The organism is Chitinimonas taiwanensis DSM 18899 (assembly GCF_900119825.1).
Taxonomy (GTDB): domain Bacteria; phylum Pseudomonadota; class Gammaproteobacteria; order Burkholderiales; family Chitinimonadaceae; genus Chitinimonas; species Chitinimonas taiwanensis.
Genome location: NZ_FPKR01000003.1, coordinates 117,409 through 142,229, shown reverse-complemented (window position 1 = coordinate 142,229; position 24,821 = coordinate 117,409). Strand labels below are relative to the sequence as shown.

Here is a 24,821-nt window from a genome sequence, read left to right as displayed (position 1 = left end):
GTCGTAGCGGCCCGGCTCACCGCTTACGCAGCGCCAGAAACCCCGCCTTGCGCCACCCCTTGCTCCAGGCAGCGCAGCGGGGCGAATCCTACGGACTCTACCTTCGAATGTGCTGCTGTTTTCAGGCCATTCAACAGGATAAAATCCGGCCTAAACACCACTTCATATTGAAATATCCAATGAACAGCCAACTTGACCGGATCGACAGAAAGATACTGCGCGAGCTGCAGACTGATGGCCGTATTGCCAATGTAGACCTTGCCAAGCGGGTCGGCCTGTCGGCTACCGCCTGCCTGGAGCGGGTCAAGCGGCTGACGCGCGAGGGCTTTATCCTCGGCTATGGCGCGCGCCTGAACCCGGAGCTGCTGGAGGCCGGCCTCTTGGTCTTCGTGGAGGTGCTGCTCGACCGCACCACGCCCGATGTGTTCGAGCGCTTCAAGGTAGCGGTGCTGGATAGAAGCGAGGTACAGGAATGCCATATGGTGGCCGGCGGCTTTGACTATCTGGTCAAGGCGCGCGTGCGCGATATGAAGGCCTACCGCGACTTCCTCGGCCACACCCTGCTCAGCCTGCCTGGCGTGCGCGAAACCCATACCTATGCGGTGATGGAGGAAGTGAAGGAATCGGGGGCCATTCACATCCCAAATTAAGTCGGCGCAAAGGACCCGGCCAAGCAGCGACCGGGTCCCACCGCACTTAGTTCAGCTGCAGGAAGGACGCCGTCACCGCGCCCCAGCTACCACCCGCATCACGTGCGCGCACATAGACAAGATGGCGCCCTACGCTGAGCCCGCTGGTGGCAATCGTACCGCTGGCCGCTTCGGTCTTGGCATTGAAGCTGCCATCGCTGGCCGCCAGCGCCACCGGCGTGGCACCGGCCACCCAGGGCGGGGTGTCGATGTAGTACTCGACCGCAGCAATGTTCTGCGTCGGTTCGGTGCCATTGCTGTTGCGGAAGCGGGTATCGGTGGCGCTGGCGCTCAGGCTGACCTGGGTACCGCGCGGCACACCGGTAGTGGCCGCCGTGCCGCCCAGGGTCACGCTGGTCACATCGGGGCCGGACGGAGTCAGATAGGGTGTGCGCACCACCTTGGCGGCGTAGATCAGCGCATTCAGGTTCTGCGGCTTGATCGTGCTGTTATAGGTCGAGCAGCTCTGGAAGAAGGAAGTGCCCAGCTCTATCGTGTAAGCCGCCACGCCCAGCTCGCCATAGCTGACCGCATCGCTGGTGCCATCAGTCGGGTAGAGACCGACCGACTGCTGCGGCGTGTAGTTATTGAAGAAGGCGAACTTGCGCCCCAGCGTCTGCAAGGCCGTGCCATTCGGCGCCGGGGTGGAGCGGTCACCCCAGGGCCACAACACCAGCTGGCTATAGCTGTGGATATCGATATGGATGCCGCTGGTGGTGGCCGGCGCCGCATCGCCGACATTCGGGCCGCGCTGATCGGGCCACAACGAGCGCACATAGTTCTGGATCGCCTGCACCTCGGGCTCGGAACCCGCCGAGGGGCCGCGATAGGTCAGATCGCAGGCATTGCCGCTGGAGCCCGAGCCGCCGGTGGAATTCCAGCTCTGGCTGAAGTTGCGGTTCAGGTCGGCACCGCGGTTATTGCTGGTTGCGCCGCAGTAAGCCTGGTTGGTGTTCTTGCGCCAGGACAGCCCGCCCTCGGCCTTCTTGCGCCCGTCCGGGTTGCTCTGCAGCAACAGGTGCACCTCGTGGTGATCGAGGATCCAGGTCGCATCGGCATTGCTGCCATAGCCATTGACCAGCCAGCGTGCGAACTCCAGCGTCAGCGGCGCGGTGGTGTACTCGCGCGCATGGATGGCGCTATTGATGAACAGCTTGGGCTTGCTGCCTGCGATCGCGCTATTGGTCAGCTTGAGCACACGCATATCGTAGCCGCCCAAACCATTCTTCTTCTGCCAGGAATCGCCGATATCAATCCAGCTGGCCAGGTTGGGCTTGCTGCTGACAAAGCCGGCCGCGGCCGCGAAGCTCTCCTCCACCGTCTCGTAGCAGGAATAGCCGGGGATCGCATACACGCCCACATCGGGCCCGCCCTCGCCCGCCGCCGCGCGCTTGAGATTCAACGCCTGCACCTGCTCAATCATCTGCTTGCGCTGGGCCAGGAACTCGGTGGCCGGCTTGATGCGAAAGCCGAAGCGGCGCAGCTCAGCCATCTCCTCGCGGTTCAGTTCCAGTACCAGATACCCCTCCTCGTAATGCGCTTCCAGCAAGGCATGGTGGAAGCTGATGGCCGCCTTGCGCGCGGTGGCCAGATTCGGGAAATACGCCTTGTAGACGTTATCGGCGGTTTTTTCTTCCTCCAAGCGCTGCTGCATCTCCATGCGGGCGGCGGCATCCGTTGCACCGTGCGCCCAGGCCAGCGGGGTGTACAAGCTCATCCCCAGCGCCAGCCATGCAATCTTCTGATCGGACATCTGTTTACTCCTTGTGGGTAGCGATGTTCGGGATCCAAGGACCCCAGCCGATGCCGGCGCGTTTGTGACGGCCGGCATCCAAGTTCACCGCCCCGTCGCCATGCAGGCCGACGGGGCGGTGAATGCTGCGGGCCCGCACTGGCTAAGCAACTCGGGCCCTGATCTGAATCAGCATGGCATATGACAAAACGGCTGCTGCGCAGCCGCCGAACGGCACGCGCGCTGTGGGGAAAATGCAAAAACGCCCCGCAAGCGGGGCGTTTTGTCGCGCAGTAACTGCTTTAGCCCGCGCGTGCCAACTTCTGGTTGCGCAGCACACATAGCAGGTCGGCGGCGATATGCGCGGCGGCCAGCGCAGTGATCTCGCTCTGGTCGAATGGTGGCGACACCTCCACCACATCCATGCCGACCAGATTCACCGGCCCCATGCCGCGCACGATGTGCAGCGCCTGGGCGCTGGACAGGCCAGCCGGCACTGGCGTGCCGGTACCAGGCGCAAAAGCGGGGTCCAGGCAGTCGATATCGAAGGTCAGATAGGCGGGGTTCTGGCCGACGATGGCCAGGATGCGCTCGAGCGTAGCCTGAGCGCCGATTGCATGCACGGTGGGGGCGTCGATGATATGGATGCCCATGAAGTCGTCGTTCCAGGTGCGGATGCCGACCTGGACCGAGGTCTTGGGATCGATCAAGCCCTCCTTGACCGCCTTGTAGAACATGGTGCCGTGGTTGAGGCTGTCCGGACTATCGTCGGCCCAGGTGTCGCAGTGGGCGTCGAAATGAATCAGCGACAGCGGTGCGCCGAATTTTTCGGCATGCGCCTTCAAAAGCGGATAGGTGACGAAATGATCACCGCCGAAGGTCAGCATCTTGGCACCCGAGGCCAGGATGGTGCGCGCGTGCTCGACGATGCTGGGCACGATGCTGAGCGGATTGTGCGCATCGAACCAGCAATCGCCGTAGTCGATGACCGCTAATTCCTCGAAGGGATCGAAGCCCCAGGGATAGGGCTTGAGCTCGGCCAGTTGCACGCTGGCGGCACGGATGGCGGCTGGCCCCAGCCGTGCGCCAGGGCGGAAGGTGACGGCCAGATCGAGCGGCACGCCGCTGATCACTACATCGGCGCCAGCCAGCTCGCGCGTGTAGCGGCGGCGCATGAAGCTGAGCACGCCGGCATAGGTGTTTTCAATACTGCTGCCATACAGGGAAGGGCGACGGATAGCGCCGTCGCCAAGGATCGGTTGGGTCATTGCGACATCTCTCCGATTGCGTCCGGCCGGTCGCAGCAATGCAGGTCCGGCCCAGGCGGCTCCCGTCCATCTTTCAACAGCCGACGCGTGGAGGCTGCGCGAGCGGGAAGACTCGCAGCGCGCAGCTTAGCGCCTTGATCGCGGATATGCATCCACCCGGGCAAGCAGCAGGCCTTTGGCATATTGTTCTAGGGAATCCGCCACCAAGAGACGGCATGTCCGCACGCCCCCTCCTCCACGCCCTGATGCTGCTCTGGCTTGCCCTGCCCATGGCGCAGGCCGCCAGCGACTGGACGGCCCTCAAGCAGCGTCTGAATGACGACCCGGTCAGCCTGAGCAGCGAGCTGCGTCAGCTGCTGGACAGCTATCGGCAACAGGGCGCGCAGCGCGATGAGCTGGCCGCCATCTTGCTGCTGATTGAAGCCAAGCTCACTATCGAGGAATTCAGCGAGCTCGGCACCCTGCTGGCGCGCGGCCAGCAGCTGGCCAAGGCCCTGGCCGACCCGCGTGCGCAGTCAAGGCTGGGCCTGGCCGAATCGCGCCGCCTGGCCCAGCTCGGTGATATCGGCGCCGCGCACCGTGCGGTGGAGGCGGTGTTCAGCCTGGCGCGCCAATATCCGCTGGGCGAGGAGCAGGCGCTCGCCTATGTGGAAAAGGCGCAGCTGCTGCAGGATGAGAGCCGCATCAGCGAAGCCTTGCCGCTGCTGCTGCGCGCGCACAAGCAGTTCAGCGAACTGGGTCTGGCCCAGGCGGCCAGCAATGCGCTCAACGACATCGGCAATCTGTACAGCGCGATGGACAACCACGGTGAGGCGGCCGCCTATTACCAGCGCGCGCTGGCCGGGCTGGACCCGCGCCATAACCGTCATGCGCTGTCGATACGCCTCTACAACCTCGGCGCCAGCCTGCATCTGAGCAATCAGCTGCCGCAGGCAGAGCGCACATTGCGCGAAGCGCTCGCCTATTCCGAAGCGCTGAAGGATGAGACCGGCGTGGCGTTTGCCCGCTACCGGCTGGGGCTGATCCTGCTCGCCCAAGGCCGGGCCAGCCAGGCACTGGGCCTATTCGACCAGGCCTTGCTCGAATTTGAGCGCGGGGACAATCTGGAAATGCGCTTTGCCAGCCAGAGCGCGCGTGCCGAGGCACTGGCGCTGAGCGGGCCGCGCTTCAGCAGCCGGGCCAGCCAGGCACTGAACCAGGCGCGCGTCCTGCTGGAAAGCGCGCCGAATCCGCGCCGCGAACTGGCCTTGCATGAGGCAGCCAGCCGCGTCTACAAGGCGCTCGGGCAATACCCAGCCGCCCTGGCCGAGCTGGAAAGCTGGGCGCGCAGCTATCGGACCAATAACGATCAGCTCAATCGCCAACTGCTGAGCGAGATGCAGGCGCGCTTCGAAACCGAGCGGCGCGAGGCCGAGAATGCGCTGCTCAAGTCGGAGCAACGCCGCCAAGCGGCCGAGCTGCAGGCCGGCCAGAGCCGCCGCCTGCTGCTGTGGCTGGGCCTGGGTTTCAGCCTTGTCTTGGCACTGGCGCTGGCGGTGCTGCTGCTGCGTCAGGTGCGCCAGAAGCGCCGCTTTGCCGACCTGGCGCTGCTGGATGAGCTGACCGGCGCACCGAACCGGCGCCATATCCTCGCCTATGCACGGCGCCAGCTGTTGATCTGCCGCGAAATCGACCAGCCTTATAGCCTGGCGGTCATCGATCTCGATCACTTCAAGGCCATCAATGATCAGTTCGGCCACGAGCAGGGCGACGCCGTGCTGCGCAGCTTTGCCAGTGCAGGCCAGGGCGTACTGCGGCGCGGCGACCGGCTTGGGCGCATCGGCGGTGAGGAATGGCTGCTGGTCATGCCCAGCACCTCACTGGCGGAAATCGACCATGTGTTCCAGCGCATGCGCGAAGCCGTGCGTGCGCAAAGTGTGGACGGTTTGCCGAGCGAGTTGCGCATCAGCTTCAGCATGGGTGCTGCCCAGGTACAGGCGGGCGAGTCCTTCGAAAAACTGCTGCAACGCGCCGATGCCGCCATGTACCAGGCCAAGCAGCGTGGTCGCGACCGGCTCTGCCTATCCGAGCCGGTCGGGCCGAACACCCAGCTCGGCCACTAGGCCATGCAATCAGACCTGCTTCACGGGTTCTCGGCCGACCAGGTCTGCATGCGTTGTTGCAGCTCGGCCTCGCTCAGGTCTTCGATATGGGTGGCGATATGCCAGCTGTGACCGAAGGGATCGCTGACGCTGCCCACCCGGTCGCCGTAGAACTGGTTGGCTACCGGGCGATCGAGCTTGGCACCGGCCGCCACCGCGCGCGCCACTACCGCGTCCACATCCTGCACATAGAACATCAGCGTGCCGCTGCGGCCACCCAGGGTCTTCGGGCTCAGCGCGCCCCAGTCGGGGAACTCATCCGACAGCATCACATGGGAATCACCAAGCTTGATCTCGGCATGGGCGAGCCGCCCATCCGGATTGGGCATGGTCAACACCACGCTGGCACCAAACGCACGCTGGTAGAAATCCAGCGCGGCCTGGCCATCGTGCACGGTCAGATAGGGGGTGATGCTGTGATAACCCTCGGGAATGGCTTGAACGGTCTTGGACATGGTGACTTCCTCCTGGTTGGGTCCCGTCAGTCTAGGCGGCCCGACCTGCGGGGCAAGCCCGCCCATCCGGGCCATTCCGCCACAGCCTTCCGTGTTATTCATGCATCGCCTTGTCAATAATATTTAACACCTTTAGCATCGGCCCGATTCCCAGCGGAGAGAGCCATGGCCCTGTTTTCCCATCAGCAGCAAACCCATATCGATACCTACTATGTGGCCAGCGCCGGAGCCATTCCCGACTTTCCCGCCCTGGATGGCAGCCAGCAATGCGATGTGTGCGTGGTGGGCGGCGGGCTCGCCGGCATCTCGGCGGCCTTGAACCTGGCCGAGCGCGGCTTTCAGGTCATCCTGCTGGAGGGTTCCAAGCTCGGCCACGCGGCTTCGGGCCGTAATGGCGGCCAGGTCATCAATGGCTATGCCTGCGATATCGACACCATTGCCAAGGCGCTAGGCGAGACGGCCGCCAAGGCGGCCTGGGATATGTCGCTGGAAGCGATCGAGATCATCGAGACGCGCGTGGCCCAGCACCAGATCGATTGCGACTGGGAACGTGGCCATGTCGTCGCTGCGGTGAGCGAGAAGAAGTACCGTGAGCTGGAAAGCTGGCACGACGATGCCGAGCGGCGCTTCGGCTATCGCGATTACACGCTATGGGATAAGCCCACACTGCGCAGCCACCTGGACAGCCCGCGCTATGCAGGCGGCCTGTACGACGCCTTGGGCGGGCATATCCATCCGCTCAAATACGCACTGGGCCTGGCACGCGCCGCCGTGGCCGCCGGGGTGAAGATCTACGAGCAGACGCCGGTCAGCCGCGTCGAGCAGGGTTCACCGGCACGGGCGCACACTGCGCAGGGCATCGTCACTGCTAGCCATATCGTGCTGGCGGCCAATGTCTTCGTGGATGAGATCGCGCCTGAGCTTGGCAGCAAAATCATGCCGGTCGGCACCTATGTGATCACTACCGCGCCCCTGGGTGCCGAGCGCGCACAGTCGCTGATCAACCCGAACTTCGCGGTGGCCGACAATCAGTTCGTGCTTGATTACTACCGGCTGACCGCCGACCACCGCCTGCTGTTCGGCGGCAAGGTCAGCTACTCGGGTCTTCCGCCGCCCAATCTGAAGCAGGCCATGCGCAGCGATATGCTGCGCGTCTTCCCCCAGCTGGCCGATGTGGCCATCGAGCATGGCTGGGGCGGCTTCGTGGACATCACCATGAATCGCGCCCCGCACTGGGGCCAGCTCAGCCCCAGCGTGTACTTCTGCCAGGGTTTCTCCGGCCATGGCGTAGCGGTGACTGGCCTGGCTGGCAAGCTGATTGCCGAGGCGATTGCCGGCGACGGGCAGCGCCTGGCGCTGTTCAGCCGTATCCAACATCAGGGCTTTCCGGGTGGCAAGCTACTGCGTACGCCCAGCCTGGTGCTGGGCATGCTCTGGTATCGGCTGATGGATTATTTTTGAGCTGCACCCGCGTGGGCGGGCTGGCATCACCGCGCTGAACTGCTACAACGTCTGTACACCCTGTGCCGCGCCAAACCGGAGACCCACCATGCTCGTACGCCTTGCCCACGCCCTGCTCGCCCTCGGCCTGTGTGTAAACGCCCTGGCCGCCGCCAATGTCACGACCGCGCGTGGCCAGGTTAATGTCACCCTGCCCGATGGCAGCATCCGCCTGCTGGAAAGCGGGGCACGGGTGGAAAGTGGCAGCAAGATCGTCACCGGCGCGAATGGCTTCGCCCTACTGCGCTTTGATGACGGTCAGCTGATCGCGCTGGAAAAGGACACCGACTTCCGCATCGAGCAATATCGCTACAACCGCGCGGAACCAGGCGCGGGCAGCGCTTTCTTCTCCATGCTACGCGGCAGCCTACGGGCCATCACCGGCCTGATCGGGCAAAGCAATAAGGCCGCCTTCCGCCTGAATACCCCGACCGCCACCATAGGCATACGCGGCAGCGATTGGATGGCCGCTTTGCTGCAAAACAATTTGTATACCGGGGTCAATTCCGGGGGCATTGGTATCAGCAACGCCGCAGGCAGCCTGGGGCTGAGCGCAGGCCAGTACAGCGCCACCTTGGGCACTAACGCCAGCCAGCTGGTGTCGTTCTCGCAGCTGCCGGCGGGCGTATTCGGTTCGTTGCCGCAGCTATCCTTGGCCGCCGCCAGCAGTACAGCCGGTTCAGCTGCCTCCGGCGCCTCAACAGCGTCTGGCGCCGGTATCGCCGGCGTCAGTACCGGTACGATTGCCGTTGGTGTAGGTATAGCGGGCGTGGTGGCCATTACCTCCAGCAACGATGATGCGACCAATAATCACGCCACCCCAAGCCATCACGGCGTCCAGTAAGTCCCCAAATAGAAAAAGCCGGCTGCTACGCCGGCTTTTTCTATCGCAACACTGAACTCAGCGTTTCCAACCACTGCGCACTTGGCTTGCAGCCAGGAAGTCAGCGCTGAGCGCCGCGGCATCGCCCGCTTCCAGCTGGGCGATGGTCTTATCCAGCTGCTGCTTGAAGGCAGCCAGATCAGCCAGCAGCGGACCACGGTTGGCCAACACGATATCGCGCCACATTTCCGGATGGCTGCCGGCAATGCGGGTGAAGTCGCGAAAGCCGCTGCCGGCCAGCTGCAAACAGCTCGCGGCATCCGGGCGCGCCAGCAGGCTGTTCACATAGGCAAAGGCCAGTACATGGGGCAGATGACTGACCGCGGCGAACACCGCATCGTGCTCGCTCGCGCTCATCTGCAGCACTTCGGCGCCACAGGCCTCCCAGAGCAGGCGCACGCGCGCCAGGGCCTCCGGGCTGGTCTCTTCCAACGGGGTCAGCACCACCTTCTTGGCCTCGAACAAGCCATAGCGGGCAGCCGCCGCACCGGATAGATCGGAGCCGGCAATCGGGTGGCCGGGCACACAGCGCGCCAGATGATGGCCGAGGTGGGCACGGTAGAGCGCTGCCACATCGCCCTTGGTGCTGCCCGCATCGGTCACGATCGCATCGTGCGGCAAGGCGCGTGCCAGCTGGGCCATGACGCCCGCCATCTGCCCGACTGGCGTGGCCAGCAGCACGAGGTCGGCATCCTGCACCGCGCTCGCAACATCCTGGCTGGCCGCATCAATCACCTTCAGTTGCAGCGCACGCGCCAGATTGGCTTCCGAGCGGCCGATGCCGACCACCTCGCGTACCAGGCGCGCACGCTTGAGGTCGAGCGCAAATGAGCCGCCGATCAGGCCGACGCCGATGATGACCAGTTTGTTCAACACCCGTGCAATCTCCGCGCTTATGCGCCCTATCCAATATTGGCTGCCGCCCTTGGCTGGGCCGGCAAGGCGCCGATACTGCCATGCTTGGCCTTAGCCTCGCCAAGACTTATCGCTTGCAAGCATATGGCGGAAGCCCTGCTTGCAAGCGCATGCGCCGGACGAGCAGTCCGCTTTACAGCTCGCGCCCCACCGCCTGAGCGATCAGGCGCAGCGAGCCCATCAGATCGATCAGTTCCTGCGGGGTCAGTGCCTGGTCGGCATCGCACCAAGCTTCGCATGGATTCGGGTGCATCTCGACCAAGAGGCCATCGGCGCCCGCTGCTACCGCGGCACGCGCCAGCGCCGGCACCATCCAGGCCTTGCCACCGGCATGGCTAGGGTCGACCAGTACCGGCAGATGGGTTTCCTTCTTCAACACCGGAATCGCTGTCACGTCGAGCACATTGCGGTAGGCGGTTTCGAAAGTGCGGATGCCGCGCTCGCACAGAATGATGTTGTTATTGCCGCCGGCGGCAATGTACTCGGCCGCCATCAGCCATTCCGAAATGGTGGCCGACAGGCCGCGCTTCAGAATCACCGGCTTGTTGACCCGGCCGACTTCCTTGAGCAAATCGAAGTTCTGCATATTGCGCGCGCCGATCTGGATCACGTCCACATCGTGCTCAAGGAAGGTATTGAGCATGCGCACATCCATCAGCTCGGTGACGATGGGCATATCGTGCTGGCGCGCGGCCTTCTGGAAGAACTCCAGGCCCTGCACACCGAGGCCCTGGAATGCGTAAGGGCTGGTACGCGGCTTGAAGGCGCCACCACGCATCATGCGACAACCGGCGGCGGCCACACCAGCGGCGGCCAGGTCCATCTGTTCCTGGGTCTCGACCGAGCACGGGCCGGCAATCACCTGCACCTGCTTGCCACCGAGCTTGATGCCGCGGATATCGATCACCGAACCGGCCGGATGACCTTCACGCGCGACCAGCTTGTAGGGTTTGACGATATGGATGGCGCGCTCCACGCCAGCCAGCTGCTCGAAAGCCTGCTCGCTCAGCGTGCGCTCGTCGCCGATGGCGCCGACGATGGTGCGCTCGCTGCCGCGCGAAATATGTTCGGTGAGCCCGGCATCGCGGATCTTGGCCACGACAGTGTCGAGATCGGCCTGGCTGGCTTGGGGGGACATAACGATGATCATGATGTTTCCTTTATCGGGGCGACGGCGGTAAGGCAGATCGGGACTTCGCGCACCGGACTATGTGATCAGGATAGTCCGCCACGCTAAGCATCGACCCACGGGAAAAGCACAAACAAAAAGGCGGGCCCGTTTGAGGGGCCCGCCTTGTTTTTTGATCCTGGTTTCTTCAGTGCGAAACCGGCCAGCCCGTGTCAAATGTGGACGGGAAGTAATAAAACGAAAAAAAGACGTTTTGCTTACGCATGGCGTGAATCTGGCTGAAAACTGAAGAAAGTGGACCGAGCTTAACCGAAAAAACGCCGCGGTGCAGCTGAGCAGGCGGCGGATTTCCCTAACAGCCGCGCTCAGGCCGTCTTGCGCTCGACGATCACATAGTGTTTTTCCATCGGTTCAAGCACCTCGAAAACCCCCTTGAAGCCGGCCGGTATCACCAGCGATTCGCCCGCCGCGCAGTCAACGGCCACGCCCGCCTCATCGATGATGCGGCAACGACCTTTGGTGACAAAGAAGAACTCATCTTCATCGGCGCCAAATTCGATGCGCCAGCTGCCAACCTCGCACGCCCATACCCCGGCAAACACCTCGCCGGAGTGGTTGGTGAAGTGGTTCCAGGTAGTGCGTTGCGGCTTGCCCTGCAGGCGGCGTGCCTCACGCGGAAAGTCGTATTCAGGCAGGGTGGTTTGCTGGGAAAAGGCGATGATGGACGACATGGCGGGCTCCGTTTCGACAGGCCGCCATTATTCCATGCTCGGCCCGTCCAGCGCAGTGGGTGGTAAGGCGCGCAGATCGGGGGGCACAAAGCGCAGGCGCGCCTCGTCCTGCAGCAGGCAGGCATCGCTGTAATAGTCGGCCAGCACCTCGCGGCTGCTGCGGAACAGCGCAGCATGGCGGCGCTCGAAGCGCTGCCACTGTGCCTGCCAGCGCCCTTCCGAATCCGCAGAGGCCGACAGCGCAGCCGCCACCAGGCGCAGCAGAGCCTCGGTGATGGTCACATGGTATTTGTCGGCTGCCTGCAGATGGGCGGTATAGGCACGCAGGGCCGGGCGAAAGCGCGCCGCGCCCTCCACCACGCCGTAGCGCAGCAGCGCCGACCAGGCGGCAAACAGATGCGCACGGTGATCAAACGCATGCGGCGCCAGGCTGCCCGCGTGCAGGGCGGCCAATACATCGGGCAGCGCAGGCAGGCGCTGGGCCGCAGCCTGGGCTGGCCGCACGATGCTTGGCGCATCCTCGTGCGCCGGGCTGTGAATTAGGGGTATCGCACTCATCAGAAGGACTGCAAGCGATCGTGTAGCTGGCCGCTGTCCACCGTGGCCAGGAACTCGTCGCCCAGTCGCTGGGTTTCCGAGCGCACCTGACGCCAGTAGCGCTGGCGCGTGGCATCGTCAAAACGGCGGAAATCGTCGCGGTCGGGAATCTTGCCCTGCGGCAGGCGAGCGACGAAATCGGCCGAGGGGGCCACCAGCAGCACATTATCGAGACGATGCGGCTTGGGCTGGCGCCAGGGCAGGCGCTTGTCGAACCAGCCCGGCACGATATGCGCGTAGAAATGCGGATAGAGCACCAGGCCATCGAGCTGCGGATAGGGCAGATCGAGGTGGTAGTCGATCAGGCCGCCATCGCGGTATTGACCGGGTGGCGCATGACGCGGATTGCGCACGCCCTCCACCACCAGCGGAATGGCCGCCGTCGCATGCAGGGCATCAAGCAGATTGTCGTCGCGCAGCGGTACCACGGTGGTCGGGAAGTCGGCGCTTAGCGCCGGGGCCGGCTGGCGCGGGTCGCTGAACCAGATGCGTTGCCAGCCGCTTGCATACAGACGGCGCGACAGCAGATTGGCCGAGGCGAGCGCCAGCACACCCGCCAGCTGTAAGGCCGAACGCTCGGATGCCAGCGGGCCGCGCGCGCGTACCGCGGTCAGGGTCAGGTGGTAGTGCGGGTGATCGAGCAGCTGTGCCGGCTCGGCCTGGAACAGATCCGCCAGCATCTGGCGCAGCGCCTGGGCAACCTCGGCGGCCGTTACGCCGGGCGCATAGGTCTCGGCCGTGTAGCGCTCAGCCAGATTGCCCAGCGCGCGGGCCGGGTCGGCCTGCATCGCGCAGACAAAGCGCCAAGCGCCAATCGAGCTGCCCAAAAGCTGGCGCTGGCGCGGTGCACGCTGCAGCCAGTCGCCGAAAATGGCCTGATCGAGCCCGGTCAGCGCCAGTGCCTTAGGGCCACCCGCCGCACCGGGCAGCAGGGCAATATCAGCCGGCTGCAGGCCCTGGGTGGCGATGCGGGCGCGGGCCTGAAGGCCAGCGCGCCAGATCAGCGCGGGGCCGTGCGGAATATGGATGTCGGGAGAGAGGGACATGGCGCGATGCGGCGTTGCAGCAAGGGCGCCATTGTAGTGGGAAGCGTGGGTCAGTAAGCGCGCTCGTTGCGCTTTTCTTGGGCCAGATAACGCTGCACGGTCTGGCTGGCGGCGCGATTGAGCGCGGCTTCACGCGAACCGCGTTCGGCGAAGATCAACCGCTCGCGCCGGCTGGGGCGATAGCGGTAAGCCACATACAGCACCAGCAAGAGCAGTACGACACCTGAGATCAACATGAACATGATGACAACCAGCGATGTTTTGGAGCCTGGATACTAGCGAGGCCGCCCGGCGCGCTCATCCACCATACAGAGGAAATGCGCGCGGATAACAACACAAAGCGTGGGTAAAATTACGCCTCAACCGTTTTCCGAGTCCGCGCATGCATCCCGAACTCTCGCCGCTGGGCAAGACCAGCGCCTATATCGAACACTACGACCCCAGCCTGCTGTTCCCGATCCCCCGCCTGGCCAAGCGCGTCGAGATCGGCGTGCCGGCCAGCCTGCCCTTCTTCGGCAGCGATATCTGGAATGCCTACGAGCTGTCCTGGCTCAACCCCAAGGGCAAGCCGCAGGTGGCACTGGCCAGCTTCGGCGTGCCGGCCGATTCGCCCAATATCATCGAATCGAAGAGCTTCAAGCTCTATCTGAACAGCTTCAACCAGACCCGGCTGGACAGCGTGGACGAGCTCAAGGCGCGCCTGCAGCGCGATCTGAGCGCGGCGGCCGGCGCTACGGTCAGCGTGCGCATCGTGCTGCCCGAGGACTTCGGCCGCGAGCGGGTTGCCGAGCTCGACGGTTACTGCATCGACAATCTGGATGTGGAAATCACGCACTACCAGCCCAGCCCCAGCCTGTTGCGCACCGTGCCGGCCGACGGTGTGGTGGAAGAGACCCTGTGTTCGAATCTGCTCAAGTCCAACTGCCTGGTGACCGGCCAACCCGATTGGGGCAGCGTGCAGATCCGCTACCGCGGCGAGGCGATCGACCGGGCCGGCCTGCTCAGCTATCTGATTTCCTTCCGCCAGCACAATGAGTTCCACGAACAGTGCGTGGAACGCATCTTCATGGATGTGTTGCGCGCATGCCGGCCACAGGCCTTGTCGGTGTATGCACGCTATACGCGGCGCGGCGGGCTGGATATCAACCCTTTCCGCACCAGCTTCACCCAGGCGGCACCGGCCAATGTGCGCAGCGCACGTCAGTAAGCCTTGCCTTATAGTGTTGGCAAACCGCGCGGAGCTGCCATGAACCGACTTTTGAGCGAGACCGATACCGCCAAGCTCTTGAAGAGCCTGACCCTGCCGGCGCTGCCCGCCGTGCTCAGCGAGCTGCGCGCCGCGCAGAGCCGCGAGGCAGGCGGGGCGGAGCTGGCCAAGATCATCGGGCGCGACCTGGGTCTGTCGGCCGCGGTGCTGAAGACGGCCAACTCGCCGTCCTTCGCCGCCGGCAAGCTCGATAGTCTGAACGATGCGCTGCACTTCCTTGGCACCGCTAATCTCGATTCGGTGGTGACCGGCGTGGCGCTCAAGCGCGCCCTGCCGCTGCCACCCATCCTGGGCATGTTTTGGGAGGAATCGACCCGCATTGCCGCCATCGCCGCCATGCTCGCGCAGCGCTGGCGCATGGTGCGCCCCGATCAGGCCTATCTGTTCTGCCTGTTCCGCGATTGCGGCATACCGGTGCTGACCCAGCGCTTTCCCAGCTATGTGAATACGCTGGCCCGCGCGATGGCCAATCCGGCGCGCTTTATCGAGATCGAGCAGAAATCGCGCGCCACCTCGCATGTGGTGGTCGGCTATCTGCTGGCACGTACCTGGTTCCTGCCTGAGCTACTCGCCCAGGCCATCCTGTATCACCATGATTTCGAGCAGCTGTACGACGAGCGCCTGCTCAGCCTCGATTCAGCCCGGCTGATTGCACTGGCGCGCCTGGCCGAGCACCTGATGCAGACGCGGCAGCGGCATGAAGCGGACCCGCACTGGGTGGACATCCAGGACTACATTCTGACCACGCTATCGATCAGCAGCGAGGCGTATGACGATGCGGCCGAGCTGGTCGAGGCAATGAGCTGAACAGCGCACCCAAGCCAAAATGCATCAGGCCGCTCGTGAGGGAGCGGCCTGATGCATTTCAATCCAGACAGGTAGATCAGCGCTTGCGATTGCCCATCAGCAGCAAGACCACGCCAAGCGCAATCGCGCCGCCCGATAACCAGGCCGGAATCGGCACCTGTTTTTCTTCCTTCACGGTCAGCTCAAGCGGGCCCAGCTTGGCGGCCTGGTTTTCCGTCGTGTAGCTGAAGCCGCCCATACCCAGGCCCAGCGCGCCGGCCAGGATCAGGGCAATCGCCACGATACGCAGTAGATTCATAGGGTTTTCTTTCGCTGTAGTGGCTGCCTAGCGCTTGCGCTTGGCAGAAAAGAACAGGGCCACGCCGGCCAGCAGCACACCGCCACTGAACCAGCGCGGGATGGAAAAGGCGATTTCCAGCTGCACCGGCCGCTGCCCGCTTACCGGCAACTCGGTCAGATAGTGAAACTGACCGAGGCTCAGACCGATTAGGCCCAGCAGCACCAGCAGTATGCTCAGTACCCTGACGGCATTCATGCTTACTTCCCCCGGGGCCTGAGCCCGCCATGGTTATACGCAGGCGGCGCGCTTCAGGCCTCCAAACTGGGCAGGGACAGTGGCTGATCCCCGCTCAGAGCCTGTGCCAGCGCCGCATCGGCCGCCACGGTATCAATACCGCGCTCGATATACCAGTCCGGCCGGTAATAGCTGTGCGCATAGCGCTCGCCGCTGTCGCACAAAATCGTCACTATCGCGCCTTTTTCGCCCGCGGCACGCATTTGCTGCGCGAGTTGCAACACGCCGATGAAGTTGGTGCCGGTGGAGCCGCCCACGCGTCGGCCCAGCTGCGCGCTCACATAGCGCATGGCCGCTAGGCTCAGCGCATCAGGCACTTTTAGCATCGCATCCACGCAGCTGGGGATGAAGCTGGCCTCCACGCGCGGTCGGCCTATGCCTTCGATGCGCGAGCCGCAGCCATGGCTAAGGCCGGCATCGGGCTGACCAGCCAGGGCCGAGCGGTAGTAGTCGAAGAACACCGAGTGTTCGGGATCGGCGCACAGGATGCGCGTCGCATGGCGCCGGTAGCGCACATAGCGCCCCAACGTGGCGCTGGTGCCGCCAGTACCGGGGCCGCAAACGATCCAGCTCGGCACCGGATACGGCTCCTCGGCCATCTGCTTGAAGATGGACTCGGCGATATTGTTGTTCGCGCGCCAGTCGGTGGCGCGTTCGGCATAGGTGAACTGATCCATGAAATGACCGCCGGTCTCACGCGCCAGGCGGGCCGATTCGGCATTGATGGCGGCAGGGTCGTCGACTAGATGGCAGCGCCCGCCATAGAAGGTAATCGCGGCGATCTTGTCCGGCGAGGTAGCGGCCGGCATCACCGCGATAAACGGCAGGCCGAGCAGGCGAGCGAAATAGGCTTCCGACACCGCGGTCGAGCCGCTCGACGCCTCGATCACCGTGCTGTGCTCGTGCAGCCAGCCATTCGCCAGCGCATACAGGAATAGCGAGCGCGCCAAGCGGTGCTTAAGGCTGCCGGTCGGATGACTGGACTCATCCTTGAAATACACGGGGATATCGGGGAAGCCGGGCAACGCCAGCGGAATCAGATGGGTATCCGCCGAGCGGTTGTAATCGGCATCGATCTTGTGAATGGCATTCGCCACCCAGTTGCGCTGGGGCATACAGAGCTCGTCTATCGGGGCTGCAGAAGCTCGCATCTTAGAAGCCTGCCCGGCGCTTGGCGAATTGGCGCTTACCCGCTTTTTCTGCAGTTCAGCCACACAGGCTGCCATTCGTCGCAGCAATTGGCGGTGCGCGCAGCCAGCTTGTCTACAATCGGCGCGATTCAAAAAATCATTGAGGGGGAGAGAGGCATGCGATTGAAGCAAGCAGGTATCGGGCTGGCCGTGTTACTGGCGTTGACGGGCGGGGTCGCCGTCAATGCGCTGTACTTCCGGCCTTGGTCCATCAATGTGTTTTTCGAGCGCACGGCGCTGCGCGAGCTGATCGAGATGCCGCAGCTAATGTCCGATCTGCGCCTCTTCGAACCCTGGGGCATACGCCGCCACAATGCGCTGCTCGACGATGCCAGCGATGCGCATGCCGATGCGGCGCTTGAGCGCGCGCAGGCGAATCTGGACACGCTGCAAGGCTATGCGCGCGACAAGCTGTCGCCCAGCGAGCAGCTGTCCTACGACACCATGGCCTGGGGCTTGCAGCAGCAACTGGCCGGGCGACCATTCCGCCTGCACAACTTCCCGGTCAACCAGATCTGGGGCGAGCAGCTGAATGTGATCAACTTCCTGACCGGCACCCACCAGGTCAACGATGTGCGCGATGCCGAGGACTATCTGGCGCGGCTGCGCGCGATTCCCACCAAGCTGGCCCAGGTGGAGGCCGCCCAAGCCCTGCGCGCCAGCCAGGGCATCGTGGCGCCGCATTTCGCGCTGCAGAAGTCGATCGAGGGCATGGGCAACCAGCTGGCCATGCCGGTCGAGCAGCATCCGCTCTACACGAGCTTTGCCGACAAGCTGCGCAAGGCCGGCCTGCGCGATATCGACCAGAGCGAGTTTCTGCAGCAGGCCAAGCTGGCACTGCAAGAGGCGGTCTACCCGGCCTACCAACGGCTGAACCAGGCCACCATTGCCCTGGCCGCCGCCCACCCGCGCAATGATGGCGCCTGGTCGCTGCCCAATGGCGATGCCTACTATGCCTGGGCGCTGCGTGGCCATCTGAGCACCGATATGACGCCGGATGCCGTGCACCAGCTCGGCCTGGCCGAGGTTGCGCGCATCCAGGCCGAGATGCGCAGCATCCTGAAAGCGGCTGGCGAGCCGCATGAGGATGTCGGTGCCGCCATGCTCAAGCTGGGCGAGGACCCGCGCTTTCTCTACCCGGATACCGAGGCCGGCCGCGCGCAGATCATTGCCGACTACAAGGCCATCCTCAGCAAGGCGCAGGCTGCCCTGCCCAAGGTGATTGGCCACCTGCCCAGCGCCGCCATGGATGTGCGCCCGGTACCCAAGGTGGCGGAAAAGACCGCCGCCGGCGCCTATTACGAGGCTCCTGCCCTGGATGGCAGCCGGCCCGGCGTGTTCTACGCCAATCTGTACGACATCAAGGCCACCCCGCGCTGGAGCATGCATACGCTTGCTTACCACGAGGGCGTGCCCGGCCATCATCTGCAGACAGCGATCGCGCGCGAGCAGACCGATCTACCCAGCTTCCGTCGCTTCAACTGGTACACCGCCTATGGCGAGGGCTGGGCGCTGTATGCGGAAAAGCTGGCCGAGGAAATCGGCCTGATTCCCGACCCTTACGACCGGCTCGGCCGTCTGCGCGACGAACTGTTCCGCGCCGTGCGCCTGGTGGTGGATACCGGCATGCATGCCAAGCGCTGGACGCGCGAGCAGGGTGTTGACTACATGATGCGCAATACCGGCATGGGCGAGGGCGAGGTGGTGGTCGAGATCGAGCGCTACCTGGTCAACCCCGGCCAAGCCTGTGCCTACAAGATCGGCATGCTGAAGATTCTTGAGCTGCGCGCGCGCGCCATCCAGCAGCTGGGCAAAGATTACGATGCGCGTCGCTTCCACGACCTGGTGCTGCGCAACGGCCCGCTGCCGCTGGCCCTGCTCGAGCGTATCGTGGACGACTGGATCAAGGCCGGCGGAAAGGCCTGATCCGCTTGCCGGGCAGGCGCGTGCCGTGAGACAAAGCGGCTCGCCCCAGCTTGGCCCAGCCACCATGCGCTCACCGACCCTCACGCCCGCGCCGTCCGCCGCCCGCTTCGACATCCTCGATGTGCTGCGCTTTGCCGCCGCCCTGGCGGTAACGGTGTTCCATTTCGGCTTTCGCGGCTGGATAGACGATGGCTCGGGCCTACTGGTCTTCCCCGCCCTCGCCCCGCTGGCCAAGTACGGCTATCTGGGCGTGGATGCCTTCTTCCTGATCAGCGGCTTCGTGATCCTGCTCACCGCCCTGCCTCGCGGGCCGGGCAGCTTTGTCGCCTCGCGCATCACCCGCCTCTATCCGGCCTACTGGTTCTGCGTGTGCACCGCCTTTGCCGGCTTTTACCTGATGGAAGGCCGCCACGACGGGCAGGCCTGGCTGATCTGGCTGGCAAACATGAGCATGTTGCAGAGCTTTGTCGGCCTGCCCGATATCGATGGCGTGTACTGGACGCTGGCGGTGGAGCTGCGCTTTTACCTGCTGATCTTCCTGCTGCTGGTCCTCGGCCAGGCCAAGCGTATCGAGGCGGCGCTGTGGCTATGGCTGCTGGCCCTGCTGGCCATGGACCTGAAGCTGCTGCTGGCGCCCGCCTGGCTGGAGGCCGCGCTGCTCAAGCCCTGGGCGCATTATTTCATCGCCGGCGCCGGCTTCTACCTGGTCTGGCTGCAGCGGCTGAGCTGGACGCGCGCGCTCTTGTTGGCGCTATGCGCGCTGCGCGCGGTCCAGCATGCCTACTGGTATATGTTGCTGAAGGCCAAGCTGACCGGGGTAGCCATGGACCGCTGGGTGGTGACGGCCGTGGTGCTCGCACTGTTCCTGCTGTTCTTGGCCATTGCGCTGCGCAAGCTCGATGGCCTGCGCCTCAGGCGCTGGGTCGGTCTCGGCGTGCTCACCTATCCGCTCTATCTGATCCACGAAGTGCTCGGCAAATGGCTGCTGTTTGGCCACCTGAACGCGACCTACCCGACGCTGCAGCTCGTGGCGGTCCTGCTGCTGGCCATTGCCTGCGCCTGGCTGATCCAGCGCCTGGTGGAACGCCCGCTGACTGGCCGGCTGAAGCGCTGGACGCAGGTACTGCATGCACGCCGCCTGCCTGCCAACGCCCTGCACCCACAAGGCGCCGAGCGCTGACGCTGCCGTCTACCTGGCCGCGCCGCTAGCCAGCTGCGTAGCCCAAGCCTGCGCAAGCACGCGCAGGCGGCCGGCCGCCTCGCGTTTTGCAGCTTCGATCTCGTCTTCATCCTCAACTTGCACCAGGCTCAGGCAGCAGCAAAAGCGCGTCGCCAACTGCGCATGCGCTTCGGCGGCAATCGCGCCCGACATCAGCACCGCCGGTACACCTTGGCGCGCCGCACGGGCTGCCATACGCCAGGGCAACTTGCCCAAGGGGGTCTGCAGATCGGAGCGCCCTTCCCCGCTGATCAGATAGTCGGCGCCACGCAGGCTGTCATCCAGACCTTGCAGATCGGCAATCTGCTCGGCCCCTGGTTCGAGCTGGGCACCGAGCACACGCAAAGCCCAGCCCAAGCCACCGGCCGCCCCACTGCCTGCCCTCCCGCGATCGGTCCGGCCTGTGCTCGCGTCGCCAAGTTCCCCGAGGTGCGCGAGGCTGGCATCGATCGCCGCCACGGCCGCCGCACTCACCCCCTTCTGCGGGCCGAACACCGCCGTGGCGCCATGCGGGCCGCTCAAGGGGCTGGCCACATCGGCCAGGGCCAGCAACTGCACGCCAGCCAGGCGCGCATCTAACTCATCCAGATCAAGCCGCGCCAAGCGGGCCAGGCCCTGTGGCGTGGCAGGTAACAGCTGGCCCTGTGCATCGAGCAAGCGCGCACCGAGCGCCTGTAATAAGCCGGCGCCACCGTCATTGCTGCCGGTGCCACCCAGGCCGATCAGGATGCGTGTGCATCCCTCGGCCAGCACGGCCAGCAGCTGCTGGCCCAGGCCCAGGCTGCTGCGCTGCTCGACCGGGCAGCCCTGGCTGAGCGGCAGGCCGAGCATCTGCGCCGATTCAAGCACGGCCACCCCATCCGGCAGCTGCAGCCAGCGTGCCTGGCAGGGCCGACCATCCAGATTGCTGACCGTCGTACTACGCCATTGCGCCTCGGGCCGGGCCGCGGCGATGGCCGCCAGCGTGCCCTCGCCGCCATCAGCCATCGGGTGCAGACGCAGCTCGGCCTGCGGCCATACCGCGCGCAGGCCGTCCGCCATGGCCTGCGCGGCGGCCTCGGCACTCAGCGAGGCTTTGAAGGAATCGGGGGCCAGCACGATGCGCATGGTGTTTTCCAGAGCAGAACGGGATGGCCACGATTATCGACACTTTGCGCACACGCTGCAGCGATGAACGGCACTTGATTTTATTACTTACGATATATATCTTACGACATATCTTACGATATAAAGGAGTAGCATCATGCGTGGACTCTTTTCGCATGGCCCGGCGCGGCATGGCGCAGGGCGACACGGCCTGGCCGCCCTGCTGGCCATGGCGCAACAACACGGTCGCGGCCACGGTGGGCACGGTGGCGGCGGACGACATGGCGACGGCTTTGGCGACGATGAGGGCCTGACCCGCGGGCGCAAATTCAGCGCTGATGATCTGCAACTGCTGCTGCTCGGTCTGCTGGCCGATGGCCCCAGCCATGGGTATGAGCTGATCAAGGCCTTGCAGACGCGCTCGAATGGCTATTACACGCCCAGCCCGGGCGTGGTTTATCCGGCGCTCACCTATCTGGAAGAAATCGGCCTCGCCAGCGTGGAAATGGTCGGCAATAAAAAGTCCTATCAGCTGACCGAGGCCGGCCAGGCACATCTGGACGCCAATCGCGAGCGCCTGGCGCTGATGCTGGCCAAGCTCCAGCATCTGGCGCGTAAATTGGACTGGATGCGCCGCGCCATGGCGGACGAGCAGGAGACACAGCCGGGCGACTGGCTGGCAGAGTTCGTTGCCGCACGTCAGGCGCTCAAGCAGGCGCTGCTGCTACGTGATGGCGCCGACCATGCTGAACAACGCCGCATCGCCGCCATCCTGCGCCGCGCCACGGCCGAGATCGAAACTCCCGCCCAGACGGAACCCAGCCTATGAAGCCAGCACTGACCGTACAACGCCTGCGCCACCCACTCGTGCTGCGCCTGCTGCAGGTGCGCCGCACCCGGCTGATCACGCCGCAGCTGCTATGCGTGACCCTGGCCGGCGAGGAATTGGCCGGCTTCACCACGGCCGGCTTCGACGATCACATCAAGGTCTTTCTGCCCGAGCCGGGCGCCAGCCGCCCCATCCTGCCCACGCTGGGGCCGAACGGCCCGCAGTTCAGCGCCGACCTGCCGCGCCCAATTGCGCGCGACTACACGCCGCGCCGCTACGACGCGCAGGCGGGTGAGCTCGATATCGAATTCGTGCTGCATGGCGATGGCCCGGCCTGCCAATGGGCCAGCCGGGCGCAGCCAGGCGACTATCTGGGCATAGGCGGGCCACGCGGCTCGATGGTGATCCCGACCGCTTTTGACTGGCATCTACTGGTCGGCGACGATAGCGCCCTACCCGCCATTGCGCGTCGGCTGGAAGAGCTACCCGCCGGCACGCAGGCCATCGTGGTGGCGGAGGTGGACGAGGCCAGCTGTCAGCCGGCGCTAAGCAGTGCCGCCCAGCTGAGCTGCCACTGGCTGCACCGCGCCGGCCAAACTGCCAGCATGCAGCTGGCCGAGGCCGTGGCGGCGCTCACGCTGCCGGCCGGCGAAGGCTTTGCCTGGGCAGCCGGGGAACTGAATGCTATCCAGGCCGTGCGTCGCGTGCTGATCGAGCAGCACGGCCTGGCCAAGCAGCAGGTGCGCGCCGCCAGCTATTGGAAGCACGGCGCGAGCAATAGCCACCAGAATCTGGACGAGTGAAACGCCGCCGAACGGATGGTGAACGAACGTTCACCACACTGCTAGAATGGCTGCATGAGCCAAGCCATTCACGGCCGGGGCACCGGCCTGCAACCCGATAACCGCTATGCCGCCGAACAGCGCATCGCCATCGATGACGGCTGGGCGGCGGAAGCGGCGACCGCAAGGCCGCGCACCATCGTGCAGCTGCATCCGGCCAAGTCCATCATCAGCCGCAATCAGTCGCCTGATTTGCGCTTCTCGCAATCCATCAACCCCTACCAGGGCTGCGAGCACGGCTGCATCTACTGCTATGCGCGCCCAAGCCATGCTTATCTGGGCTTCTCGCCCGGACTGGATTTCGAAACCCAGATCGTGGCCAAACCGAATGCGGTCGAACTGCTGCGCACCGAGCTGGCGAGGCCAGGTTACCAGCCCGAGCCGATCAGCCTGGGCAGCAATACCGACTGCTACCAGCCGCTGGAGCGCGAACTCCAGCTCACGCGCGGCCTGCTGCAGGTGTTGCTGACCACCCGTCACCCGACCTATGTGCTGACCAAGAACGCACTGATCGAGCGCGATATCGATCTGCTGGCCGAGATGGCGCAGCAAGGGCTGATCAAGGTCATGGTGTCGGTGACGACGCTGGACCGCGAACTGGCGCGGCAGATGGAACCGCGTGCCAGCCAGCCCCTGCGCCGCCTGCAGAGCATCGAAGCGCTGGCGCGGGCTGGCGTGCCGGTGGGCGTGCTGACGGCGCCGATGATTCCTGCCCTGAACGATCATGAATTGGAGAAGATTCTGCAGGCCAGCCGCGATGCGGGGGCGGTATCGGCCGGCTATGTACTGCTACGCCTGCCTTTGGAGCTGGCCAGCCTGTTCGAGGACTGGCTGGCCACGCACTACCCGCTCAAACGCGCGCATGTGCTCAGCGTGTTGCGGCAATGCCGCGGCGGGCAGGATTACGATGCGCGCTTTGGCGCGAGAATGCGCGGAGAAGGCGTGTTTGCCGAGCTATTGGCCCGGCGCTTCCGTCTGGCCACGCAGCGGCTGGGTTTAGCCGGGGCGACCTGGGCGCTGGATGGCAGCCGCTTCAGTGCTGCTGCACTGCAAGGGCAGCTCGATCTGTTCTAGTCCTGCCTCAGCCCTTCTGGCGCGCGGCAACGATTTCGATGGTGGCGACCTGCAGCACGGCCGGTTCGCCACGGCTGGCCAACTGGCCGATGCTGTGTGCGCTACGGTCTTCACCCACGAAGGCGGTGCCGACGGCTAGTACAAACAGTGCGCCGATGCTGAATACCAATACCGGCTCGAAGAAGTCATTCAGATACGTTTTCATTTCCTGCTCCTGGATTACGTTAAGGTGGTTTCCCCTGTTTTCTTGGAGTGCATGATGCGCACTGGCGACGCTGGCCGCAGCCGATATGCGACCAAGTGCGGTCCAGACGGCGCTGAATGCGATTTATCGCGATGAAATGCGCGGCGGACGGACAAAATGCCGGCAGGAATATATAAATCAAGCGCTTGCTTGTTACGTAAACTCTGATCTAGCATAGGATTTTTCTGATGGAGATCGCCGCATGACCGCCTTTCGTCACAGCCTCGAGGTCCGCTGGGCCGACTGCGACGCCAACCAGCATGTGCGCCATAGCGCCTATGCCGACTTCTGCACCCATGCGCGTATCGAATGGCTGCGCGCGGCCGGTTTCGGCTTCGAGCAATTCCAGCGCGATGCCTTCGGCCCGGTGATCTTCAAGGAGAGCACCGAGTACTTCAAGGAACTGAAGATGAGCGAGCGGCTGACGATTGCTGTGCAGGTGGCCGCGCTATCGACCGATGGCAGCCGCTTCAGCATCCGTCACGATATCTATAAGGAAGACGGCCGCTTGGCCGCGCGCCACGAGGTCAGCGGCGCCTGGCTGGACCTGCGCGCGCGCAAACTGACTGCGCCGCCCGAACGCCTGCTGGCGATCTTCGCCGACCTCGAACGCACGGCCGACTTCAGCGAAATTGCGCTCAAGCCCGCGACGAGCGACGGCGCCTAGGCCGGCAGGC

The 24,821-nt window shown here is 64.5% G+C and carries 26 protein-coding genes; 12 read left to right on the top strand and 14 right to left on the bottom strand.

The genetic code is table 11. The features are described from left to right. Window positions 1-179: 179 nt before the first annotated feature. Window positions 180-650: a leucine-responsive transcriptional regulator Lrp gene (gene lrp / locus BT173_RS04435; protein ID WP_072427426.1), complete on the top strand. Its 471-nt coding sequence runs from the start codon at window positions 180-182 to the stop codon at window positions 648-650. A 46-nt stretch (window positions 651-696) separates the two neighbouring features. Here the strand turns inward: lrp and BT173_RS04430 are convergent, their stop codons facing one another. Both BT173_RS04430 and speB read right to left on the bottom strand, forming a co-directional pair. Continuing rightward, window positions 697-2,442, bottom strand: a complete 1,746-nt coding sequence (locus BT173_RS04430) for a M14 family metallopeptidase (protein ID WP_072427425.1) — start codon at window positions 2,440-2,442, stop codon at window positions 697-699. Window positions 2,443-2,723: 281 nt separating this feature from the next. Beyond that, complete coding sequence (speB, locus tag BT173_RS04425) at window positions 2,724-3,689, bottom strand: agmatinase (RefSeq protein ID WP_072427424.1); 966 nt, start codon at window positions 3,687-3,689, stop codon at window positions 2,724-2,726. Window positions 3,690-3,904: 215 nt separating this feature from the next. On the opposite strand from speB, the gene BT173_RS04420 reads away from it, so the two are divergent. After that, complete coding sequence (locus tag BT173_RS04420; protein ID WP_175545552.1) at window positions 3,905-5,791, top strand: diguanylate cyclase; 1,887 nt, start codon at window positions 3,905-3,907, stop codon at window positions 5,789-5,791. Window positions 5,792-5,811: 20 nt separating this feature from the next. On the opposite strand, the gene BT173_RS04415 is transcribed toward BT173_RS04420, so the two are convergent. Further along, entirely contained in the window at window positions 5,812-6,285 is a 474-nt protein-coding gene (locus BT173_RS04415) for a VOC family protein (protein ID WP_072427422.1), read from the bottom strand. A gap of 165 nt (window positions 6,286-6,450) precedes the next feature. On the opposite strand from BT173_RS04415, the gene BT173_RS04410 reads away from it, so the two are divergent. Both BT173_RS04410 and BT173_RS04405 read left to right on the top strand, forming a co-directional pair. Continuing rightward, a complete protein-coding gene (locus BT173_RS04410; RefSeq protein ID WP_072427421.1) occupies window positions 6,451-7,746 on the top strand; it encodes an NAD(P)/FAD-dependent oxidoreductase in 1,296 nt (431 codons plus the stop codon). Between the two features lie 88 nt (window positions 7,747-7,834). After that, window positions 7,835-8,629: a FecR family protein gene (locus BT173_RS04405; protein WP_072427420.1), complete on the top strand. Its 795-nt coding sequence runs from the start codon at window positions 7,835-7,837 to the stop codon at window positions 8,627-8,629. 57 nt (window positions 8,630-8,686) lie between these two features. Here the strand turns inward: BT173_RS04405 and BT173_RS04400 are convergent, their stop codons facing one another. From BT173_RS04400 to BT173_RS04375, 6 genes are all read right to left on the bottom strand, one after another. Next, window positions 8,687-9,553, bottom strand: coding sequence for a prephenate dehydrogenase (locus BT173_RS04400; RefSeq protein ID WP_084658173.1), 867 nt, complete (start codon window positions 9,551-9,553; stop codon window positions 8,687-8,689). Between the two features lie 163 nt (window positions 9,554-9,716). Beyond that, on the bottom strand, window positions 9,717-10,733 hold the full coding sequence (gene aroF / locus BT173_RS04395) for a 3-deoxy-7-phosphoheptulonate synthase (protein ID WP_072427418.1): 1,017 nt from the start codon (window positions 10,731-10,733) through the stop codon (window positions 9,717-9,719). A gap of 344 nt (window positions 10,734-11,077) precedes the next feature. Continuing rightward, window positions 11,078-11,443, bottom strand: coding sequence for a cupin domain-containing protein (locus BT173_RS04390; RefSeq protein ID WP_072427417.1), 366 nt, complete (start codon window positions 11,441-11,443; stop codon window positions 11,078-11,080). Window positions 11,444-11,470: 27 nt separating this feature from the next. Next, window positions 11,471-12,001 carry a hypothetical protein gene (locus BT173_RS04385; RefSeq protein WP_072427416.1) on the bottom strand — a complete coding sequence of 177 codons (531 nt, stop codon included), beginning with the start codon at window positions 11,999-12,001 and terminating at the stop codon, window positions 11,471-11,473. Continuing rightward, window positions 12,001-13,086: a hypothetical protein gene (locus BT173_RS04380; protein WP_072427415.1), complete on the bottom strand. Its 1,086-nt coding sequence runs from the start codon at window positions 13,084-13,086 to the stop codon at window positions 12,001-12,003. Before BT173_RS04380 ends, BT173_RS04385 begins: the two co-directional genes overlap by 1 nt. A gap of 50 nt (window positions 13,087-13,136) precedes the next feature. Continuing rightward, a complete protein-coding gene (locus BT173_RS04375; protein ID WP_072427414.1) occupies window positions 13,137-13,328 on the bottom strand; it encodes a hypothetical protein in 192 nt (63 codons plus the stop codon). 140 nt (window positions 13,329-13,468) lie between these two features. On the opposite strand from BT173_RS04375, the gene queF reads away from it, so the two are divergent. Both queF and BT173_RS04365 read left to right on the top strand, forming a co-directional pair. Beyond that, window positions 13,469-14,293 (top strand): NADPH-dependent 7-cyano-7-deazaguanine reductase QueF, encoded by an 825-nt coding sequence (gene queF / locus BT173_RS04370; protein ID WP_072427413.1) that lies wholly within the window; start codon window positions 13,469-13,471, stop codon window positions 14,291-14,293. A 39-nt stretch (window positions 14,294-14,332) separates the two neighbouring features. Continuing rightward, window positions 14,333-15,160: an HDOD domain-containing protein gene (locus tag BT173_RS04365; protein ID WP_084658171.1), complete on the top strand. Its 828-nt coding sequence runs from the start codon at window positions 14,333-14,335 to the stop codon at window positions 15,158-15,160. A gap of 76 nt (window positions 15,161-15,236) precedes the next feature. On the opposite strand, the gene BT173_RS04360 is transcribed toward BT173_RS04365, so the two are convergent. The 3 genes from BT173_RS04360 to BT173_RS04350 are packed head-to-tail and all read right to left on the bottom strand — an operon-like array spanning window position 15,237 to window position 16,849. Beyond that, window positions 15,237-15,458, bottom strand: coding sequence for a hypothetical protein (locus BT173_RS04360; RefSeq protein ID WP_072427411.1), 222 nt, complete (start codon window positions 15,456-15,458; stop codon window positions 15,237-15,239). 27 nt (window positions 15,459-15,485) lie between these two features. Beyond that, window positions 15,486-15,695 (bottom strand): hypothetical protein, encoded by a 210-nt coding sequence (locus BT173_RS04355; RefSeq protein ID WP_072427410.1) that lies wholly within the window; start codon window positions 15,693-15,695, stop codon window positions 15,486-15,488. A gap of 53 nt (window positions 15,696-15,748) precedes the next feature. After that, window positions 15,749-16,849, bottom strand: a complete 1,101-nt coding sequence (locus tag BT173_RS04350) for a PLP-dependent cysteine synthase family protein (RefSeq protein WP_072427409.1) — start codon at window positions 16,847-16,849, stop codon at window positions 15,749-15,751. Between the two features lie 192 nt (window positions 16,850-17,041). Here BT173_RS04350 and BT173_RS04345 point away from each other — a divergent pair, with 192 nt between their 5' ends. Both BT173_RS04345 and BT173_RS04340 read left to right on the top strand, forming a co-directional pair. Beyond that, on the top strand, window positions 17,042-18,850 hold the full coding sequence (locus BT173_RS04345; protein ID WP_072427408.1) for a DUF885 domain-containing protein: 1,809 nt from the start codon (window positions 17,042-17,044) through the stop codon (window positions 18,848-18,850). Window positions 18,851-18,914: 64 nt separating this feature from the next. Next, window positions 18,915-20,030 carry an acyltransferase family protein gene (locus tag BT173_RS04340; protein ID WP_072427407.1) on the top strand — a complete coding sequence of 372 codons (1,116 nt, stop codon included), beginning with the start codon at window positions 18,915-18,917 and terminating at the stop codon, window positions 20,028-20,030. A 9-nt stretch (window positions 20,031-20,039) separates the two neighbouring features. Here the strand turns inward: BT173_RS04340 and BT173_RS04335 are convergent, their stop codons facing one another. Beyond that, the gene (locus BT173_RS04335) at window positions 20,040-21,176 is read right to left on the bottom strand and encodes a glycerate kinase (RefSeq protein ID WP_072427406.1); all 1,137 of its coding nucleotides are present in this window, start codon (window positions 21,174-21,176) and stop codon (window positions 20,040-20,042) included. A gap of 136 nt (window positions 21,177-21,312) precedes the next feature. Between BT173_RS04335 and BT173_RS04330 the strand changes: the two genes are divergently transcribed. The 3 genes from BT173_RS04330 to BT173_RS04320 are packed head-to-tail and all read left to right on the top strand — an operon-like array spanning window position 21,313 to window position 23,900. After that, window positions 21,313-21,984, top strand: a complete 672-nt coding sequence (locus tag BT173_RS04330; protein WP_084658166.1) for a PadR family transcriptional regulator — start codon at window positions 21,313-21,315, stop codon at window positions 21,982-21,984. Continuing rightward, a complete protein-coding gene (locus tag BT173_RS04325; protein ID WP_072427405.1) occupies window positions 21,981-22,787 on the top strand; it encodes a siderophore-interacting protein in 807 nt (268 codons plus the stop codon). Before BT173_RS04330 ends, BT173_RS04325 begins: the two co-directional genes overlap by 4 nt. A gap of 54 nt (window positions 22,788-22,841) precedes the next feature. Next, window positions 22,842-23,900: a PA0069 family radical SAM protein gene (locus tag BT173_RS04320; protein ID WP_072427404.1), complete on the top strand. Its 1,059-nt coding sequence runs from the start codon at window positions 22,842-22,844 to the stop codon at window positions 23,898-23,900. Between the two features lie 7 nt (window positions 23,901-23,907). Here BT173_RS04320 and BT173_RS04315 read toward each other — a convergent pair whose 3' ends face one another. Next, complete coding sequence (locus BT173_RS04315) at window positions 23,908-24,105, bottom strand: hypothetical protein (protein ID WP_072427403.1); 198 nt, start codon at window positions 24,103-24,105, stop codon at window positions 23,908-23,910. Window positions 24,106-24,346: 241 nt separating this feature from the next. On the opposite strand from BT173_RS04315, the gene BT173_RS04310 reads away from it, so the two are divergent. Next, window positions 24,347-24,811 carry an acyl-CoA thioesterase gene (locus BT173_RS04310; RefSeq protein WP_072427402.1) on the top strand — a complete coding sequence of 155 codons (465 nt, stop codon included), beginning with the start codon at window positions 24,347-24,349 and terminating at the stop codon, window positions 24,809-24,811. Window positions 24,812-24,821: the final 10 nt, after the last annotated feature.